This window comes from Klebsiella sp. 28 (genome assembly GCF_018223905.1).
Classification (GTDB): Bacteria; Pseudomonadota; Gammaproteobacteria; order Enterobacterales; family Enterobacteriaceae; genus Klebsiella; species Klebsiella pneumoniae.
This window is the reverse complement of record NZ_JAGRQY010000030.1, coordinates 1-17,451: the sequence shown is the minus strand read 5'-3', so window position 1 is coordinate 17,451 and position 17,451 is coordinate 1. Positions and strand designations below refer to the sequence as shown.

Sequence of the window (17,451 nt, the reverse complement as noted above, 5' to 3'; positions counted from 1 at the left end):
GGTGGCGCTCCTGGCCCCGGGGACCCGGGCGACGGTGTACCACCACGATCCCTGCCGGATCCCCTTGTCGCAGCCGTTAACGATGAGCGTCCGTCAGCCGGTTAGCCTGCAACATAGGCCAGTGATGGGAACCCACGCCACGGATGTGAACGGTCAGGTATTGCTGCAGCTGGCCACGGAAAAGCCTCATGAGGTTCGCGGCTGGCTGCCCGGCGGCGAACTGTTCAGCGACCTGATGGCGCTTCTGCACGTCTGGCTCGGATCTCATCTTGACGTGCGGCTGCAGCTTTGCGTCGCCCGCCATTTACTGCCGGATGCGCAACTTTGCTGCCAGCAGGAGCATGCCGTCCAGCTCGGCCGTACCGCTGTGCTGCGTCCGCTGGATGCGCAGAAGCAGGCTGACGACAGAGTCACGATTTATCTGGGGCGCTATCAGCGCGTCCGGGAAAATATCCACCGCAGGGAGAGCGATGAAGATGGCGATTACCGCAGTTAAACCCTCCGCCAGGTTGCTGGCATTCCTCATGGTTACCGTCTTAACCGGCTGCGGCCTGACGCAGACCGTGAAAGACGGCGCCGTTTCCGTGACCCAGTCCATTTTTTACCCCCAGGTGAAAACCCTGCATCTGGATCTTCGCGCCCGGGAAGGCGTGAATAACAACGCCAAAGGCGCCTCCCTGGCGACGGTGGTGCGTATTTATCAGCTGAAGGACCGGCAAGCGTTCGACAATACTGACTACCCGTCGCTGTTTGCCGGCGATGGCCAGGCGCTGCATGCGGACCGGGTGGCGGAAAAAGATGTTCGCCTGCGTCCGGGCGAATCGGTGACCGTCGATATGCCCATGGAAACCAGCGCGCAGTTTGTGGCGGTGGCGGCCATGTTTATCGATCCAGACGTGACGCAAAACAGCTGGCGGCTGGTACTCACCCGGGACGAACTTGATCCGGCGAGGCCGCGCATTATCGAAGCCAGCCAAAATCAACTGACGCTGCACCCGTTTAAGGAGAAGTGAAAATGCCTCGTCCCTCCCTGTATGACATCCTGTACGGCAATTTCGCCGGCGGGCTTGACCTGAATACTGTCAGCGAAACGGATCAGGTCATCCTGTCGGTGCTCGATAACATGCAGCGCATCCTCAACTGTCGGGCCGGAACGCTGGCGCATCTGCCGGACTACGGCCTGCCGGATATGACCGCTGTCCTCCAGGGGATGCCAGCGTCGGCGCACCAGCTGATGAGCACGTTGTCGGCGGTGTTGCTGAAATACGAACCGCGCCTGCAGCGGATCGCGGTGGTGATGCTCGATCAGCATGCGCCCGGCGACCTGCGCTATGCCATTGATGCGGAGCTGAAGGATATTGGCCTGGTGCGTTACGGCACGGAGTTTATGCCCGAGGGCAGGGTGTTGATCCGCCACCTCAAACGTCAGCAGTACCTTGACGCCCGCTCCGCCCTCTAATCTCTCGCTGAAAGACATCATGATGACAACACACCACGACCGTCACTATAAAGCCGGTGGCGACCCGCGCACGCTGGCTGATTTTATGGCCCTGCGTGCGGAAATGAACAAGCTCAGCCACCCGGCGCGGCCGGATATTAACTGGCCGTATGCCGAGCAGCTTGCCCGCGGGCTGTTGGAGCATCACGGCGCGGACCTGCAGACTGTCGCCTGGTATACCCTGGCCCGCGCCCGGCTGGGCGGGGTGGCAGGGATCAATGAGGGGCTGACGCTGATGGAGTCGCTGCTGGTTCGTCAGGGGAAAAACCTGTGGCCACAGGCGCTCCCGGCCCGGACAGAGATCTTCCGCACCCTGAGCAAGCGGCTGCGGCAGGTGATCCGTACCCTGAATCTTACCCCAGAGGATGTTGAGTCGCTTGAGCAGGCTGAACGTTCGCTGCAAAGCTTCGACGCAGTGCTCCAGCGCCTTGAGATCGCTCCTGAAAACCAGCTGAGCGACCTGCGGGCGCTACTGCACAGCACGGCAACTCGCTTCGAGAGCCTCGACCCTGCGCCAGCGCTTCCCACCGCGCCGCCGGTGGCGGTGTCTGACGCGGAACTTCCCGGCACTCTGGTCAGCAAAGAGGATGCGGCGAAGGTTGAGCCAGTGCCAGACCTAAAACGTAGACCAAAGGCTGAGCCGCTGGCTCCGCCTTCACCTGCAAAGCGGCCCGCGCCGGTGGCGGCGTCTACTCCGGCACCCGTGCCGCGCTGGAAGCCGTTTATCGCCGGGATGGTTACCATGCTGGCGGTAACGGGTATCGCCGTCGGCGGATGGCTGGTGCTGCGTCAGTCCGACTTGCCGCCCATTTCGGTCACCCAAAATGCCGGACCGATACCGGGCCTGCCGGCGACAACGCCCCCGGGGCCGGTTGATCTGCCACAGACGCAGCGCCAGCTTGGCGAGCTTGCCCGCCTGGCGCCGGACTGGGCGGTCAGCTACGGCGACCAGCTGGTCCACCAGGCCCTGATCCGCTGGCCGGATCAGGCGCAACCGCTGGCGCAGCAGTGGCGGCAGCAGCTGAGTGCTGGCGCATTGCCCGCGGAAAATCTTACCGGCTGGTCGGAGGGCATGCAGCAGCTGCAGCGGCTCGCCGACCAGCTCAATGCCCTCGACGAGCAGAAGGGGAAGTACCTGACGGTGAGCGAACTGAAAACCGCAGTATTTGCCATCACACAGTCGTTTAACCGCGCTGTTCCGCTGGAGGAGCAGTTGCGCCAGCTGGCCGCGCTTCCCGTTGATCAACCCTGGTCAGCCGCGCGGGGAAGCCTCGCGGAGCTGCATCTGCAACAGCTGATAGTGGAGTATGCCCTGCTGAAGCGAAAACAGCCGGCGTCGCCGACCGCTGCGCTCCCCACAACCGGTGAGCCCTCGGTGAGTGAGGCGGTGAAATAAAGTGTGCGCATGGCAACATTTTCTTTACATCAATATTGCAAGAACCGAACGCCCTTCGTAGTCTGAAAATGATTTAAATATACCGTTTGTAGTTGTATTGAAAATTTTATTTCGATCTCTGAGGGCATACTATGAAGCACTGTAAAATCATCCTGTTAGTAGGCCTTCTGGCCAGTTCCGCTTCGGCATTAGCGGAGAAGATCGGCGTCTCAATGGCCTACTTCGATCAAAACTTTCTCACTATTATCCGCCAGTCCATTGAGAAAGAAGCTCAAGCCCGCCACGTCGACGTACAGTTTGAAGACGCCCGCGGCGACACCGGACGCCAGGCCGATCAGGTGCAGAGCTTCATCGCCTCCGGCGTGGACGCGATCATCGTTGACCCGGTGGACTCCGCCAGCACCCCGCAGCTGACGAAGATGGCGCAGCAGGCCAAAATGCCGCTGGTGTATGTGAACCGGACGCCGGGGGATAAAACGTTACCGCCCGGCGTGGTGTTTGTCGGTTCGGACGAGCGGGAGTCTGGCACATTGCAGATGGAGGCGCTGGCGAAGCTGGCAAACTACAAAGGCAACGTCGCCATCATGATCGGCAATCTCACCGACGCCGGCGCGCTGCAGCGCACCAAAGATGTGGAGCAGGTGGTGGCCAAGTATCCGGCAATGAAAGTGGTGCAGAAACAGCCGGCCAACTATTCCCGCAGCGAGGGAATGGATCTGATGCAGAACTGGACGGGCAACGGAGAAGCGATTGATATTGTGGCGGCGAACAACGATGAGATGGCGATTGGCGCGGCGATGGCGCTGGAGAAAAGCCAGAAGAAGCTGCTGATCGGCGGGATCGACGCCACCCCGGACGGGCTGAAAGCCCTGGCCAGCGATAAGATTCAGGTGACGATTTTCCAGGACGCCGTCGGTCAGGGCAAAACGGCCTTAGCGGTAGCGCTGAAGCTGATTAAAGGAGAAAAGGTCGAGTCTCATGTCTGGATCCCGTTTGAGTTAGTGACCAAAGAAAACATGCAGACCTATGTGGAAAAGAGTCATTAACGGCAAGGCGCAGGCGCGCGAACCTGGCTGATAAAACCGGGCTGATAATGTGACGCCCGGGCAACTAAATCGGAGGAAAAGGCATGGCAACGGCAAGAAGCGGCTATACGCTGCAGGTGATAAAGGCAGGGCAGCAGGGGCATGTTGAAATGAGATGGGGGCATCTCGCAGACGTTGATACGCGCGCGGCGGCGGCGGCTATCATGCAGCATATCGGGCGTTCTTCGTCCTCGCGGGGCCAGCAGGAGATCAGCCTGTCGCTGACCAATGCCGCCAGCGGTATCTCGGTGGAGCTTCATCACCCGGCCTCAGGGGAAAGCGCTACCCCGGCTTTTATTGAGGCTGAGTTAAAGAAAATTGTGCAGATCGTTGATGGCTACGAGGCGGCAGAAGATACCCATATTGTGGAGTAGCGTGTCGCCTGGGTAAAAAAAATCCACGCCGCTGCGTGGATTTTTTTGCGCGGTGGCGGCGAAAACGCCAGCCAGTGGGATTAGACGTTGAACAGGAAGTTCATCACATCGCCATCTTTCACGATGTAGTCTTTACCTTCAGCACGCATTTTACCGGCTTCTTTCGCGCCCTGTTCGCCTTTGTAGGCAATGAAGTCTTCATAAGCGATGGTCTGCGCGCGGATAAAGCCTTTTTCGAAGTCGGTGTGGATCTTACCGGCTGCCTGCGGCGCGGTCGCTCCCACCGGGATGGTCCATGCGCGAACTTCTTTCACGCCCGCGGTGAAGTAGGTCTGCAGGTTCAGCAGAGCGTAACCGGCGCGGATCACGCGGTTCAGGCCCGGCTCTTCGAGGCCCAGCTCAGCCATGAACTCGTCACGCTCTTCATCGTCCAGCTCGGCGATGTCCGCTTCAACGGCGGCGCACACCGGCACCACCACAGACCCTTCCTGCTCGGCGATGGCGCGAACCTGATCGAGGTACGGGTTGTTCTCGAAACCGTCTTCATTGACGTTCGCGATGTACATGGTCGGCTTCAGGGTCAGGAAGCTCAGATAGCGGATGGCCTCTTTCTCTTCTTTGGTCAGATCCAGCGCACGCAGCATACCGGCGTTTTCCAGCTGCGGCAGGCATTTTTCCAGCGCGGCCAGCTCAACCTTCGCGTCTTTATCGCCGCCTTTGGCTTTTTTGGAGACGCGGTGAATCGCGCGTTCGCAGGTATCAAGGTCAGACAGCGCCAGTTCGGTATTGATAACATCGATATCTTCCGCCGGGTTCACTTTCCCCGCGACGTGAATAATATTATCGTTTTCAAAGCAGCGAACCACATGGCCGATGGCTTCGGTTTCACGGATGTTGGTCAGAAACTGGTTGCCAAGACCTTCACCTTTGGACGCGCCTTTCACCAGGCCCGCGATATCCACGAACTCCATGGTGGTCGGCAGGATGCGCTGCGGTTTGACGATTTCAGCCAGCTTGTCCAGACGCGGATCGGGCATCGGTACGACACCGGTGTTCGGCTCAATGGTACAGAAGGGGAAGTTGGCCGCTTCAATACCCGCTTTGGTGAGCGCATTGAACAGGGTGGATTTGCCGACGTTGGGCAAACCGACGATACCGCATTTGAATCCCATGATTTAAATCACCTTAATCTTTGGATAATCAATCTGTTACAAGGAACAGATTGCAGAAAATTGAATAGCTTTGCCTATTATACACGGTGCGCGGCAAAAATGCCGCACGACAACGGCTTATTGCGCCTTAAAGGCGTGCAAACGGTTGGTCGCTTTGGTCAGCCCGTCCTTTAACCAGATTTCGGTACAGCGCGCCGCTTCGTCGACAGCGTCATCGATCAGTTTCTGCTCGCTGGCCGGTGGTTTGCCAAGCACAAAGCCGACAACCTTGTTTTTGTCGCCCGGATGGCCGATTCCGACGCGTAAACGGTGAAAGTTCGGGTTATTGCCGAGCTTACTGATGATATCCTTCAGGCCATTGTGGCCGCCATGGCCACCGCCAAGCTTAAATTTCGCCACGCCCGGCGGTAAATCCAGCTCGTCATGGGCGACCAGAATTTCATCCGGGTTGATGCGATAAAAGGTCGCCATCGCGGCCACGGCTTTACCGCTGAGGTTCATAAAGGTAGTGGGGACCAGCAGGCGGACGTCCTCGCCCGCCAGGTTGATGCGCGAGGTGTAGCCGAAGAATTTGCTCTCTTCGCGCAGCGGCGCACGATGGCGATCCGCCAGTAAATCCACATACCAGGCGCCAGCGTTGTGCCGGGTGGCGGCATATTCCGCACCGGGGTTGGCCAGGCCGACAATCAGTTTAATGGTCACGTTTTCTATCCTGCATGGGGCATTCTCTGCCGCGTAGTGTACTGTCTGCGGGCGCGCTTGACAAAATTCTGGCTATTAGACAATACCCGCATTGATGATTTACTCACTAAATCATTAGAATTTGATATGGTTCATAGACTTATTTGTAAATTTTTGTCTATTCGCTGTTCACTAATGTGATCGTGGACGCACTCCGCAGAAGAGACCTTGTCTATACTACACCTATAAGATTTGGGGACATTCCCTGGCAACCCAAAGTCCGGAGGTGACACATGAAACGCAAAAACGCTTCGTTACTCGGTAACGTACTCATGGGGTTAGGGTTGGTGGTGATGGTTGTGGGGGTAGGTTACTCCATTCTGAACCAGCTTCCGCAGCTTAACCTGCCACAATTCTTTGCGCATGGCGCAATCCTAAGCATCTTCGTTGGCGCAGTGCTCTGGCTGGCCGGTGCCCGTATTGGCGGCCACGAGCAGGTCAGCGACCGCTACTGGTGGGTGCGCCACTACGATAAACGCTGCCGTCGTAACCAGCATCGTCACAGCTAACCGTAGCATGATTTCCCGCATCGGCCGCTAAAGGCCGATGCGCTTTTCTGTGTCTCACTTTATCTCTTCCTCTTTTTCCCGCCATATTACGCTCCCATTCCGTCCTGGTCTTCGTGCTGCTATGGTTGCCAGCAAAAATGAATAGCAAGCGCGGTTTTTGCTTGACCCTGACGTTACGTCAGGCTGCAGAGTAGCGGACCTGGCCACAGAGAGGAGCAGTCATGTTAATTCAGGTGGGAGAGCTGGCGAAGCGTGCCGGACTGACGGTACGTACGCTGCATCATTATGAACAGACCGGGCTGTTAACGCCTTCGGCCAGAAGCGAGGCGGGCTATCGGCTCTATAACCTGTCCGCGGTTCAGCGCCTGCATATGATAAAGGCGCTGGCGCAGGCCGGGCTAACGCTCGCCACAATCAAGGACTATCTCGATCGGCAAACGCTGTCGCTGCCCGAGCTGCTGACGCAGCAGATAGATACGCTCAACGCCCAGCTGCGCGATGTTGGCAGGCTGCGCGACCGACTATTGGTGCTGCGCGAGGCGCTGGCGAGCGGCAATGAACCCGATCTGGAGTCCTGGCTACAGACGCTGGAGTTAATGAAAATGTACGATCGTTGGTTTAGTCAACAGGAGTTAGCCGCGCTGCCGTTTGCGGCACAGGATGAACAGCGGGCGCAGGCGTGGCGCGAGCTAACGGAGGAGGTGCAGACGCTGATGGCGAGCGGCTGCCCGACGGACAGTCCGCAGGCGATGCGTCTGGCGACGCGCTGGATGGAGCGCCTGGAGCAGGATACGGCCGGGCGTCCGGAGTTTCTGACCCGCCTGAACGAGATGCATGCCGCCGAGCCGCAGATGGTTGAACAGACCGGCGTCACGCCGGCAATCATCGCCTATATCACCGAGGCCTTTGCCGAAAGCAAACTGGCCATCTGGGCGCGGTACCTTGACGAAGAAGAGATGGCGTTCACCCGCCAGCACTATTTTGACCGGCTACAGGAGTGGCCTGCGCTGGTGGCGAAGCTGCATCAGGCGTGCCGGGAGGGCGTAGCGCCGGACTCGGCGTCGGGTCAGGCGCTGGCCCGGGCGTGGCTTGAACTGTTTCAGTCCTACGCCGGTACCCGGCCGCAGACGTTGCAGAAGTTTCGTCGGGCAATGGAGCAGGAGCCGCATTTGATGAAGGGCACCTGGATGACGCCGGCGGTGCTGAGCTGGCTGCAGCAGGCGACCGGATCCTTGATGCGGCAGGCGCAGGGACCTGCCGCCGGGTGATCACAGGTCAGCCAGCGCGGCCTGACGATCGGGGTAGAAGCTCAGGCGTCCGGGCAGCGGCTTGACGCCGGCGCGCGCTAGCGTGCGTAGCGGCTGAAACTCGAGGTTAGATACGCGCAATTCACAGCCTTCCGGCAGCTTGTTCACAAAGCGCTGGAAGGCATCCAGGCCACCGGCGTCGAGAACCGGCACCGCGTCCCATTTCAGCACCACGATGCGCTTGCCGGCGATCCGGGTCTCCAGATCGTTGAACAAGCCTTCGGCGGCGGCAAAGAACAGCGGCCCAATTACCCGCAGCACCAGCACATCGTCTGGCACCTCGACGTTGACCGGCGCCAGATGAGTCATGCGTGCGATACGGCGCATAAACAACAGCGAAGCCAGCACGATCCCGACGCTGATAGCGATCACCATGTCAAACAGCACCGTCAGCGACATGCACATCAGCATCACCACGATGTCGTCCTTCGGCGCGTGGCGCAGCAGATTGATGACTTTATGCGCCTCGCTCATATTCCATGCCACCATCAGCAGCAGGGCGGCCATCGCCGACAGTGGCAGCCAGGAGAGCAGTGGGGCGAGGATCAGCAGCGCCAGGATCACCAGCAGGGCGTGGATCACGGCGGCAACCGGCGATGTGGCGCCGGCGCGGACGTTCGCCGCCGAGCGGGCAATCGCCGCGGTGGCAGTGATCCCGCCGAAGAACGGCGCGACAATGTTGCCCAGCCCCTGGCCAATCAGCTCGCTATTGGCTTTGTGCTTGGTGCCGGTCATGCCATCAAGCACCACCGCGCACAGCAGAGATTCAATGGCGCCGAGCATCGCCATTGAGAAGGCGGCAGGCAGCAGAGCCTGCAGCGAGGCCCAGCTCAGGGTAAAGTTTGAGCCCGGCATATCCCAGGGCAATACCAGCTGCGGCAGCAGCTGCGGAATGCCATTGCCCTGAGTGCCGTCCGCCAGCTGATAATGGAACTGCGAGCCGATCGTCGCGACATCGCCGCCGAGCAAGTTGACCACCAGCATGACCGCACAGCCGCCCAGCAGCGCCGGGAGGTGGCCCGGCAGGCGGATACCCAGCCGCGGCCAGAGGATCAGAATGCCAAGAGTAACGACGCCGATGGCGGCATCGCCAACGTTAATGGTCGGTAGGGCCATCGCCAGCGCCGCCACTTTCTGCAGATAATGCTCCGGCACATGGGGCATCTGCAGGCCGAGGAAATCTTTAATCTGCATGGTGCCGATGGTGATACCGATCCCCGAGGTGAAGCCGAGGGTGACTGACAGCGGGATGTATTCGATCAGGCGGCCAAAGCGCGCCAGGCCGAAGAGGATTAAAAAGATCCCCGACATCAGCGTCGCCACCAGCAGTCCCGCCAGACCAAACTGCTGGGAAACCGGATAGAGGATCACCACAAAGGCGGCGGTCGGCCCGGAAACGCTAAAGCGTGACCCGCCGGTCAAGGCGATCACAATCCCTGCCACCGCTGAGGTATAGAGGCCGTACTGCGGCGGCACGCCGCTGCCAATCGCCAGCGCCATCGCCAGCGGAATCGCAATGATCCCGACGGTGATCCCGGCGATCAGGTCACGCGTGAAGCGGGCGGTGGTGTACTTTTCTTTCCAACAAGCGTCGATGAGGGCGCGGAAAGGCATCACATGTGAGGAAAATAATCTGTTCACAATAATGTTTCATCCATGAGCGCATCATCTGTCAACTAAATGGCAGGTGAAGGAGGCATTGATCATACAAATAAGGTGCGGAGACAAAAAAACCCGCCGCAGCGGGTTTTTGTGCTGGGCTCGATTAATGTTCGAACATAGCAGAGATAGATTCTTCATTGCTGATACGGCGAATAGCTTCAGCCAGCATACCGGAGAGCGTCAGAGTACGCACTTTATCCAGCGCTTTAATTTCTGGTGCCAGCGGAATGGTATCGCAGACGACAAATTCATCAATGACAGAGTTTTTGATGTTCTGGATAGCGTTGCCGGAGAAGATTGGGTGCGTCGCGTAAGCGAATACGCGTTTCGCGCCACGCTCTTTCAGCGCTTCTGCCGCTTTACACAGGGTGCCGCCGGTGTCGATCATATCGTCGACCATCACGCAGTCACGACCGGCAACGTCGCCGATGATGTGCATCACCTGGGAGACGTTGGCGCGCGGACGGCGCTTGTCGATGATAGCCATATCGGTATCATTCAGCAGTTTAGCGATAGCGCGGGCACGCACGACGCCGCCGATGTCCGGAGAAACCACAATCGGGTTGTCCAGGTTCAGCTGCAGCATATCTTCCAGCAGGATTGGGCTGCCGAACACGTTATCGACTGGCACATCGAAGAAGCCCTGGATCTGTTCTGCGTGCAGGTCAACGGTCAGCACGCGGTCAACGCCGACGCTGGACAGAAAATCCGCCACCACTTTTGCGGTGATTGGCACACGAGCAGAACGAACACGACGGTCCTGACGAGCATAACCGAAGTAAGGGATAACGGCGGTGATACGACCTGCCGAAGCACGACGCAGAGCATCAACCATAACAACCAGTTCCATCAGGTTGTCATTGGTGGGAGCACAAGTGGACTGGATGATGAAAATATCACCACCGCGTACGTTTTCATTGATTTGTACGCTGACTTCGCCGTCGCTAAAACGACCTACAGCGGCGTCGCCAAGAGAAGTGTACAGGCGGTTGGCAATACGTTGTGCTAGTTCCGGGGTGGCGTTACCAGCAAAAAGCTTCATATCAGGCACGAGAAGAACCTCAGGCATGCGTCCAGTGGTGGATGAATGGGCCAATAATGTGCGGGATGGCGCCATTCGATCCAGTCGGTGTATTTAAAGAGCACGATGCAACGTCTGGAACAGGGTGACGTTGTCACCGTAACTCAATTTCCCCGGCTGACTCATTATCAATGTGCCATCACGGCGCAGGATTCAGAGCAGGGCCTGCTTGAGCGGCGAAAGGTTAACTCCGCGCGCCACAAAGCCATTTAGCCATGCCGGGGCAGTGTCCAGCACCTGACGGGCAGCGGATTCGGTGTTAAATTCAGCAAACACACAGGCACCTGTGCCGGTCAGGCGTGACGGCGCATATTCTAACAGCCAGGAAAGCGCGGCATCAACCTCGCGAAAACGTTTTCTTGCGATAAGCTCGCAATCGTTGCTGAATTCACAATTTAATAACGTATTAATTGACCGGCGCGGGGTATTTCGTGGTAGCTCCGGATCGCGAAAAATGATCGGCGTCGGAATACTGACCCCCGGGTGGGCCACCAGGTACCATTTTTCCTCGGGTTCTACCGGCGTCAGTATTTCACCCACCCCCTCGGCGAAGGCGGCATGGCCGCGTACGAAAACCGGCACATCGGCCCCCAGCTGAAGGCCAAGAGTCGCCAGCTCATCTTCCGAGAGACCGCAGCCCCACAGATGGTTGAGCGCCACCAGCACGGTGGCGGCATTGGAGGAGCCACCGCCCAGGCCGCCGCCCATCGGCAGGCGCTTATCGATACTGATATCGGCGCCGCTGCCCGCCGGCAGGCGATCGCTTTCGCTGGCGGCATGCATCAGCAGACGCGCGGCGCGAACGATCAGATTCTCCTCGTCCGGCACGCCGGCCACCGGCGTCAGCAGGCGCAGTTGGCCGTCACTACGCGGTTCGATGGTCAACGTATCGCCGTAATCGAGAAACTGAAACAGCGTTTGCAGGGTATGGTAACCATCGGCCCGCTGGCCGGTGATATATAAAAACAGATTCAGTTTTGCAGGAGAGGGCCAGCGGGTCATCATTTCACGATCCAGTTATCCATCTTCAGCTTGATGCGCTGAGCGCCATTGTTCAGCTCGACATTGGACGGTAGGGCTGGCTGGGTATCGCTGGTATAGCCGCCGTAGGTCACGTGCCAGGTTTTGCCGTTTTGCGTATAGTTCAGTTCACGCAGACGGTACCGATCGTCCAGCGAATAGTCGGTGGCGTCGCCCGGCAGGCCGATGATCCACTGGCGCAGGCTGTTCAACGGGATCGGCATCCCGGTCAGACGGCCAATCATCTCTTCGGCATCAGTGGCGGTATAGGTCTGGCCTTTGTTATCGATCAGCTGCACGCTGCCCGGCTGCGCGGTCAGCGACAGCTCGGTGCTGCCCAGCGGGTTGGTCAGCAGCAGGCGATAGCGGTCCTGGCCGGTTTGCTGCCAGAAGAAGCGGGCATAGACTTTTTGCTCATCGGAAAGATAGGCAAACGCCCCGCGGGTCTGGAACTGATTGAGGCTGCGGACAGCCTGCTGGTGCTGACGCCACTGCGGCGAATCCGGGCTTTTGCCAGGCCCTTGCGGCGTATGAAGAGAACAGGCGGTGAGGACGAGGCTGGCCAGCGGCAGCAGGCGGAACAGTCGATTCATAATGATGACAAATCCTTGATGTCTACAGGGAAAAACGGCGACAGGGAACAGCGGGCCGATTTGTGTAGCAGGTTACATTTATAACCCTTAATGCTAGCGTCGCCGGGCGATAGCGTCTACGTTCAAGTTGTCTGAAATCAAAAAATTAACCTTAATGGCGGTCTTGCTTTAACTATTACTCCAAAAGGGGAGCCTCTCTTTTATTGATTACGCGCATCCTGTATGATGCACTCAGACTAACCTTAGCAACGCTGGTACTACTCCCTCACAATGACCCTTTTAGCTCTTGGCATCAATCACAAAACAGCTCCGGTCGCCCTGCGAGAACGCGTCACGTTTTCGCCGGAAACGCTCGATAAGGCGCTGGAGAGCTTGCTGGCTCAGCCGATGGTGCAGGGTGGGGTGGTGCTGTCGACCTGCAACCGCACGGAACTCTATCTCAGCGTCGAAGAGCAGGATAACCTGCAGGAAGCGCTGATCCGCTGGCTGTGCAACTACCACGGCCTCAACGAAGAAGACCTGCGAAAAAGCCTTTACTGGCATCAGGATAATGACGCCGTCAGCCATCTGATGCGCGTCGCCAGCGGCCTCGATTCGCTGGTGCTGGGCGAGCCGCAGATCCTCGGCCAGGTGAAAAAAGCCTTCGCCGACTCCAGCCGCGGCCATCTTAACGTCAGCGAGCTGGAGCGGATGTTCCAGAAATCCTTTTCAGTGGCTAAGCGCGTGCGTACCGAAACCGATATCGGCGCCAGCGCGGTCTCTGTGGCTTTCGCCGCCTGTACCCTGGCGCGGCAAATCTTTGAATCGCTCTCCAGCGTCACCGTGTTACTGGTCGGCGCCGGTGAAACCATTGAGCTGGTAGCGCGCCATCTTCGCGAACATCACGTGCGCAAAATGGTGATCGCCAACCGCACCCGTGAACGCGCCCAGGCGCTGGCGGAGGAAGTGGGCGCCGAGGTGATAGCCCTCAGCGATATCGACGAACGGCTGAAAGAGGCCGACATCATTATCAGCTCCACCGCCAGCCCGCTGCCGATCATCGGCAAAGGCATGGTGGAGCGTGCGCTTAAGGCGCGGCGTAACCAGCCGATGCTGCTGGTGGATATCGCCGTCCCGCGCGACGTTGAACCAGAGGTCGGCAAACTGGCTAACGCCTACCTCTACAGCGTCGACGATTTGCAAAACATCATTCAGCATAACCTGGCGCAGCGTAAGGCTGCCGCGGTGCAGGCGGAATCGATCGTCGAGCAGGAAACCAGCGAATTTATGGCCTGGCTGCGCGCGCAGAGCGCCAGCGAGACCATTCGCGAATACCGTTCTCAGTCTGAGCAGGTCCGTGAGGAGCTGACGGCGAAAGCGCTGGCCGCGCTGGAGCAGGGCGGTGATGCCCAGGAAATTATGCAGGATCTGGCGCGCAAGCTCACTAACCGCCTGATCCACGCGCCAACCAAATCTCTTCAGCAGGCCGCCCGTGACGGGGACGACGAACGTCTGCATATTCTGCGCAACAGCCTCGGGCTGGAATAGCGCACCTTTCTCTTATTTTCAGGACAGGGTGAATTCACGCCTATGAAGTCTTCTATTGTTGCCAAACTGGAAGCGTTGTACGAGCGCCATGAAGAAGTGCAGGCGCTGCTCGGCGATGCCGCGACGATTGCCGATCAGGATAAATTCCGCGCGCTGTCGCGGGAGTATGCTCAACTGAGCGATGTGGCGCGCTGCTATACCGACTGGCGTCAGGTGCAGGAGGATATTGAAACCGCGCAGATGATGCTCGACGATCCGGAAATGCGCGAAATGGCGCAGGAAGAGCTGCGTGACGCCAAAGAAAAAGGCGACCAGCTGGAGCAACAGCTGCAGGTTCTCCTCCTGCCGAAAGATCCTGATGACGAGCGTAACGCCTTCGTGGAAGTGCGCGCCGGGACCGGCGGCGACGAAGCAGCGCTGTTTGCCGGCGATCTATTCCGCATGTACACCCGTTACGCAGAATCGCGCCGCTGGCAGGTAGAGATCCTCAGCGCCAACGAAGGTGAGCACGGCGGCTTTAAAGAGGTGATCGCCAAGATCAGCGGTGACGGCGTCTATGGTCGGCTCAAATTTGAATCCGGCGGCCATCGCGTGCAGCGTGTGCCGGCCACCGAATCGCAGGGGCGGATCCACACCTCCGCCTGTACGGTGGCGGTGATGCCGGAGCTGCCGGAAGCCGAAATGCCGGACATTAACCCGGCGGATCTGCGCATCGATACCTTCCGTTCCTCCGGGGCAGGCGGTCAGCACGTTAACACCACCGACTCGGCTATCCGCATTACCCACCTGCCCACCGGCATCGTGGTGGAGTGCCAGGACGAGCGTTCTCAGCATAAAAACAAAGCCAAGGCGCTGTCGGTGCTGGGCGCGCGCATCCGCGCCGCCGAAGTGGCCAAACGTCAGCAGGCGGAAGCCTCCACGCGCCGCAACCTGCTGGGCAGCGGCGACCGCAGCGACCGCAATCGCACCTATAACTTCCCGCAGGGCCGCGTGACCGACCACCGCATCAACCTGACGCTCTACCGTCTGGATGAGGCGATGGAGGGCAAACTCGACATGCTGATTGAGCCGATTGTCCAGGAACATCAGGCCGATCAGCTGGCGGCGCTGTCCGAGCAGGAATGATGACCTTTCAGGCCTGGCTGCAGCAGGCGATCGCCCGCCTGGCGGAGAGCGACAGCCCGAGACGCGACGCCGAGATCCTGCTGGGACACGTTACCGGCCGGGCGCGAACCTGGATTTTGGCCTTCGGTGAAACGACGCTTTCTGCTGACGAGGCGGCGAGGCTGGAGGCGCTCCTGGTGCGACGCCAGCGCGGGGAACCTATTGCTCATCTGGTCGGGCAGCGCGAGTTTTGGTCGCTGCCGCTGTTCGTCTCCCCGGCGACGCTGATCCCCCGCCCGGATACCGAATGTCTGGTAGAGCAGGCGCTGGCGCGTCTGCCAACCGCGCCGTGCCGTATTCTCGACCTCGGCACCGGGACCGGCGCCATTGCCCTGGCGCTGGCCAGCGAACGTCCGGACTGTGAGGTCACCGCGGTGGACGTGATGCCGGACGCCGTGGCGCTGGCGTTGCGCAATGCCGAACATCTGGGCATCGCTAACGTGACGATAAGTCAAAGCGACTGGTTTAGCGCGCTGGACGGGCAGCGCTTCGCCACGATCGTCAGCAATCCCCCCTATATCGACGCCGCCGACCCGCATCTCGCCGAAGGCGATGTGCGCTTTGAGCCGTTGACGGCGCTGGTCGCAGGCGACCAGGGGCTGGCCGATCTGGCGCATATCATCCGCGAGGGACGGCAGTATCTGCAGCCCGGCGGTTGGATGCTGCTGGAGCATGGCTGGACTCAGGGCGAGGCGGTTCGCGCGCTGTTCCGCGAAGCGGGCTATCTGGACGTCGCGACCTGTCGCGACTATGGCGACAATGAGCGTCTGACCCTCGGACGTTTACCCGACATGGAGAATGTTGGCTGATGAACTTATTCACGGCTGTCCTCTACCTGCACATTGCCACAGTGGCGGTGTCGGTAGGATTGTTCGTTTTACGTTACTGGTGGATGTATCACCAGAGCCCGCTGCTGAACCAGCGGTGGGTGCGAATTGCGCCGCACTGCAGCGATACGCTGCTGTTTCTCAGCGGCGCAGGGTTAATGGCGATAACGCACTACCTGCCGTTCACAGAAGACGGCGCATGGCTGACTGAAAAGCTGTTTGGCGTTATCATTTACATCGCATTAGGTTTTATCGCGTTGGGCCGTCGTCGTCCGCGCAGCCAGCAGAGCCGCTTTATCGCGTTCCTGCTGGCGCTGGTGGTGTTGTTTATCATCATTCAACTCGCCATCACAAGAATACCGATACTGGGGTAGGTCATGGGGTCATTAGCGGATTTCGAATTTAACAAAGCGCCATTGTGTGATGGCATGGTCCTCATTTCTGAACAGGTCCGCGACGATTTTCCGTCGCGTTTTGTCGAGGAAGAGCTGCAGCGATTGCTGCGCCTCGCGCAGGAGGAGATTGCGCCGTCGTGGGACCAGGAGCGCCAGATAGAACGATTGCTGGAGCTGTTTTATGACGAGTGGGGCTTTGGCGCCTCGCAGGGCGTGTATCGTCTTTCCGACGCGCTATGGCTGGATAAAGTGCTGGTTAACCGCCAGGGGAGCGCGGTGTCGTTAGGCGCGATCCTGCTGTGGATCGCCCAGCGCCTGGCGCTGCCGGTGGTGCCGGTGATCTTCCCGACCCAGATGCTGCTGCGTGCGGACCCGGAAACCAGCGAAGAGATGTGGCTGATTAATCCGTTTAACGGCGAGACCCTCGACGAGCATACCCTGGAGGTATGGCTGAAGGGCAACATCGGGCCGGTGGCGGAACTGTTTAATGAAGATCTCGACGAAGCGGATAACGCCGAGGTGATCCGCAAGCTGCTGGACACCCTGAAGTCGGCGCTGATGGAAGAGCGGCAGATGGAGCTGGCCCTGCGCGCCAGCGAAGCGCTGCTGCAGTTTAATCCGGAAGATCCGTATGAGATCCGCGACCGCGGGCTGATATACGCCCAGCTGGACTGCGATCACGTGGCGCTGTTGGATCTGAGCTATTTCGTTGAGCAGTGCCCGGAGGATCCGATCAGCGAGATGATCCGCGCGCAGATCAACACGATTTCGCATAAACAAATTACATTGCATTAGTCTGGAACCATTCCGGTTACACCCTGATAAGGCGAACTTATGAAACAAAAAGTGGTTAGCATTGGTGATATCAACGTAGCGAACGACCTGCCGTTCGTGCTGTTCGGCGGGATGAACGTGCTGGAGTCGCGCGACCTGGCGATGCGTATCTGCGAACATTATGTCACCGTTACGCAGAAGCTTGGTATTCCCTACGTCTTCAAAGCCTCCTTTGATAAAGCCAACCGTTCCTCCATCCACTCCTATCGTGGGCCGGGTCTGGAAGAAGGGATGAAGATTTTCCAGGAGCTGAAGCAGACCTTTGG

19 protein-coding genes and 1 pseudogene are annotated in these 17,451 nt (G+C 59.0%); 14 read left to right on the top strand and 6 right to left on the bottom strand.

Going from position 1 to position 17,451, the window contains the following annotated elements; all coding sequences use genetic code 11:
• The 6 genes from KHQ28_RS06135 to KHQ28_RS06110 all read left to right on the top strand — a co-directional run.
• Positions 1-496, top strand: a 496-nt coding sequence (locus KHQ28_RS06135; protein ID WP_211777573.1) for a type VI secretion system baseplate subunit TssG, incomplete at its 5' end; no start/stop codon positions are given.
• Positions 477-1,013 (top strand): type VI secretion system lipoprotein TssJ, encoded by a 537-nt coding sequence (tssJ, locus tag KHQ28_RS06130; protein WP_077256175.1) that lies wholly within the window; start codon positions 477-479, stop codon positions 1,011-1,013. The genes KHQ28_RS06135 and tssJ, both read left to right, overlap by 20 nt.
• A 2-nt stretch (positions 1,014-1,015) precedes the next feature.
• A complete protein-coding gene (gene tssE / locus KHQ28_RS06125; RefSeq protein ID WP_032418818.1) occupies positions 1,016-1,459 on the top strand; it encodes a type VI secretion system baseplate subunit TssE in 444 nt (147 codons plus the stop codon).
• 19 nt (positions 1,460-1,478) lie between these two features.
• Positions 1,479-2,894, top strand: coding sequence for a VasL domain-containing protein (locus KHQ28_RS06120; protein WP_032418819.1), 1,416 nt, complete (start codon positions 1,479-1,481; stop codon positions 2,892-2,894).
• Positions 2,895-3,025: 131 nt separating this feature from the next.
• On the top strand, positions 3,026-3,940 hold the full coding sequence (locus KHQ28_RS06115) for a sugar ABC transporter substrate-binding protein (protein WP_032418820.1): 915 nt from the start codon (positions 3,026-3,028) through the stop codon (positions 3,938-3,940).
• A gap of 83 nt (positions 3,941-4,023) precedes the next feature.
• Complete coding sequence (locus KHQ28_RS06110) at positions 4,024-4,353, top strand: DUF1869 domain-containing protein (RefSeq protein WP_004145442.1); 330 nt, start codon at positions 4,024-4,026, stop codon at positions 4,351-4,353.
• Positions 4,354-4,433: 80 nt separating this feature from the next.
• Here KHQ28_RS06110 and ychF read toward each other — a convergent pair whose 3' ends face one another.
• Together ychF and pth are read right to left on the bottom strand one after the other, a co-directional pair.
• Complete coding sequence (ychF, locus tag KHQ28_RS06105) at positions 4,434-5,525, bottom strand: redox-regulated ATPase YchF (protein ID WP_002910443.1); 1,092 nt, start codon at positions 5,523-5,525, stop codon at positions 4,434-4,436.
• A gap of 117 nt (positions 5,526-5,642) precedes the next feature.
• The gene (pth, locus tag KHQ28_RS06100; protein WP_004180389.1) at positions 5,643-6,227 is read right to left on the bottom strand and encodes an aminoacyl-tRNA hydrolase; all 585 of its coding nucleotides are present in this window, start codon (positions 6,225-6,227) and stop codon (positions 5,643-5,645) included.
• A 272-nt stretch (positions 6,228-6,499) separates the two neighbouring features.
• Between pth and ychH the strand changes: the two genes are divergently transcribed.
• Both ychH and KHQ28_RS06090 read left to right on the top strand, forming a co-directional pair.
• A complete protein-coding gene (ychH, locus tag KHQ28_RS06095; RefSeq protein ID WP_002910437.1) occupies positions 6,500-6,775 on the top strand; it encodes a stress-induced protein YchH in 276 nt (91 codons plus the stop codon).
• Positions 6,776-6,996: 221 nt separating this feature from the next.
• Positions 6,997-8,043, top strand: coding sequence for a MerR family transcriptional regulator (locus tag KHQ28_RS06090; RefSeq protein WP_002910436.1), 1,047 nt, complete (start codon positions 6,997-6,999; stop codon positions 8,041-8,043).
• Here KHQ28_RS06090 and dauA read toward each other — a convergent pair whose 3' ends face one another.
• The 4 genes from dauA to lolB all read right to left on the bottom strand — a co-directional run bounded on the left by dauA (position 8,044) and on the right by lolB (position 12,438).
• The gene (dauA, locus tag KHQ28_RS06085) at positions 8,044-9,723 is read right to left on the bottom strand and encodes a C4-dicarboxylic acid transporter DauA (protein WP_004200291.1); all 1,680 of its coding nucleotides are present in this window, start codon (positions 9,721-9,723) and stop codon (positions 8,044-8,046) included.
• Between the two features lie 124 nt (positions 9,724-9,847).
• Positions 9,848-10,795, bottom strand: a complete 948-nt coding sequence (gene prs / locus KHQ28_RS06080; protein ID WP_002910407.1) for a ribose-phosphate diphosphokinase — start codon at positions 10,793-10,795, stop codon at positions 9,848-9,850.
• Positions 10,796-10,978: 183 nt separating this feature from the next.
• Complete coding sequence (gene ispE, locus KHQ28_RS06075; protein ID WP_014343188.1) at positions 10,979-11,827, bottom strand: 4-(cytidine 5'-diphospho)-2-C-methyl-D-erythritol kinase; 849 nt, start codon at positions 11,825-11,827, stop codon at positions 10,979-10,981.
• Positions 11,827-12,438, bottom strand: coding sequence for a lipoprotein insertase outer membrane protein LolB (gene lolB, locus KHQ28_RS06070; protein WP_002910405.1), 612 nt, complete (start codon positions 12,436-12,438; stop codon positions 11,827-11,829). The genes ispE and lolB overlap by 1 nt, the downstream gene beginning before the upstream one ends.
• Before the next feature lie 270 nt (positions 12,439-12,708).
• Here lolB and hemA point away from each other — a divergent pair, with 270 nt between their 5' ends.
• From hemA to KHQ28_RS06040, 6 genes and pseudogenes are all read left to right on the top strand, one after another.
• Positions 12,709-13,965: a glutamyl-tRNA reductase gene (gene hemA, locus KHQ28_RS06065; RefSeq protein WP_002910404.1), complete on the top strand. Its 1,257-nt coding sequence runs from the start codon at positions 12,709-12,711 to the stop codon at positions 13,963-13,965.
• Positions 13,966-14,007: 42 nt separating this feature from the next.
• Positions 14,008-15,090 carry a peptide chain release factor 1 gene (gene prfA / locus KHQ28_RS06060; protein WP_002910403.1) on the top strand — a complete coding sequence of 361 codons (1,083 nt, stop codon included), beginning with the start codon at positions 14,008-14,010 and terminating at the stop codon, positions 15,088-15,090.
• Positions 15,090-15,938, top strand: a complete 849-nt coding sequence (gene prmC, locus KHQ28_RS06055; RefSeq protein WP_004215201.1) for a peptide chain release factor N(5)-glutamine methyltransferase — start codon at positions 15,090-15,092, stop codon at positions 15,936-15,938. The genes prfA and prmC overlap by 1 nt, the downstream gene beginning before the upstream one ends.
• Positions 15,938-16,330, top strand: coding sequence for an invasion regulator SirB2 (gene sirB2 / locus KHQ28_RS06050; protein ID WP_004145428.1), 393 nt, complete (start codon positions 15,938-15,940; stop codon positions 16,328-16,330). Before prmC ends, sirB2 begins: the two co-directional genes overlap by 1 nt.
• Before the next feature lie 3 nt (positions 16,331-16,333).
• Positions 16,334-17,146, top strand: coding sequence for an invasion regulator SirB1 (gene sirB1, locus KHQ28_RS06045; RefSeq protein WP_002910395.1), 813 nt, complete (start codon positions 16,334-16,336; stop codon positions 17,144-17,146).
• Between the two features lie 39 nt (positions 17,147-17,185).
• A pseudogene (locus KHQ28_RS06040) lies at positions 17,186-17,451 on the top strand (3-deoxy-8-phosphooctulonate synthase); the annotation flags it as partial.

What these genes read in the sequence shown, in the direction of transcription:
- tssJ (WP_077256175.1), top strand. Translation starts at nt 477, where the DNA reads ATGGCGATTACCGCAGTTAAACCCTCCGCCAGGTTGCTGGCATTCCTC.
- tssE (WP_032418818.1), top strand. Translation starts at nt 1,016, where the DNA reads ATGCCTCGTCCCTCCCTGTATGACATCCTGTACGGCAATTTCGCCGGC.
- KHQ28_RS06120 (WP_032418819.1), top strand. Translation starts at nt 1,479, where the DNA reads ATGATGACAACACACCACGACCGTCACTATAAAGCCGGTGGCGACCCG.
- KHQ28_RS06115 (WP_032418820.1), top strand. Translation starts at nt 3,026, where the DNA reads ATGAAGCACTGTAAAATCATCCTGTTAGTAGGCCTTCTGGCCAGTTCC.
- KHQ28_RS06110 (WP_004145442.1), top strand. Translation starts at nt 4,024, where the DNA reads ATGGCAACGGCAAGAAGCGGCTATACGCTGCAGGTGATAAAGGCAGGG.
- ychF (WP_002910443.1), bottom strand. Translation starts at nt 5,525, where the DNA reads ATGGGATTCAAATGCGGTATCGTCGGTTTGCCCAACGTCGGCAAATCC.
- ychH (WP_002910437.1), top strand. Translation starts at nt 6,500, where the DNA reads ATGAAACGCAAAAACGCTTCGTTACTCGGTAACGTACTCATGGGGTTA.
- KHQ28_RS06090 (WP_002910436.1), top strand. Translation starts at nt 6,997, where the DNA reads ATGTTAATTCAGGTGGGAGAGCTGGCGAAGCGTGCCGGACTGACGGTA.
- ispE (WP_014343188.1), bottom strand. Translation starts at nt 11,827, where the DNA reads ATGACCCGCTGGCCCTCTCCTGCAAAACTGAATCTGTTTTTATATATC.
- lolB (WP_002910405.1), bottom strand. Translation starts at nt 12,438, where the DNA reads ATGAATCGACTGTTCCGCCTGCTGCCGCTGGCCAGCCTCGTCCTCACC.
- hemA (WP_002910404.1), top strand. Translation starts at nt 12,709, where the DNA reads ATGACCCTTTTAGCTCTTGGCATCAATCACAAAACAGCTCCGGTCGCC.
- prfA (WP_002910403.1), top strand. Translation starts at nt 14,008, where the DNA reads ATGAAGTCTTCTATTGTTGCCAAACTGGAAGCGTTGTACGAGCGCCAT.
- prmC (WP_004215201.1), top strand. Translation starts at nt 15,090, where the DNA reads ATGACCTTTCAGGCCTGGCTGCAGCAGGCGATCGCCCGCCTGGCGGAG.
- sirB2 (WP_004145428.1), top strand. Translation starts at nt 15,938, where the DNA reads ATGAACTTATTCACGGCTGTCCTCTACCTGCACATTGCCACAGTGGCG.
- sirB1 (WP_002910395.1), top strand. Translation starts at nt 16,334, where the DNA reads ATGGGGTCATTAGCGGATTTCGAATTTAACAAAGCGCCATTGTGTGAT.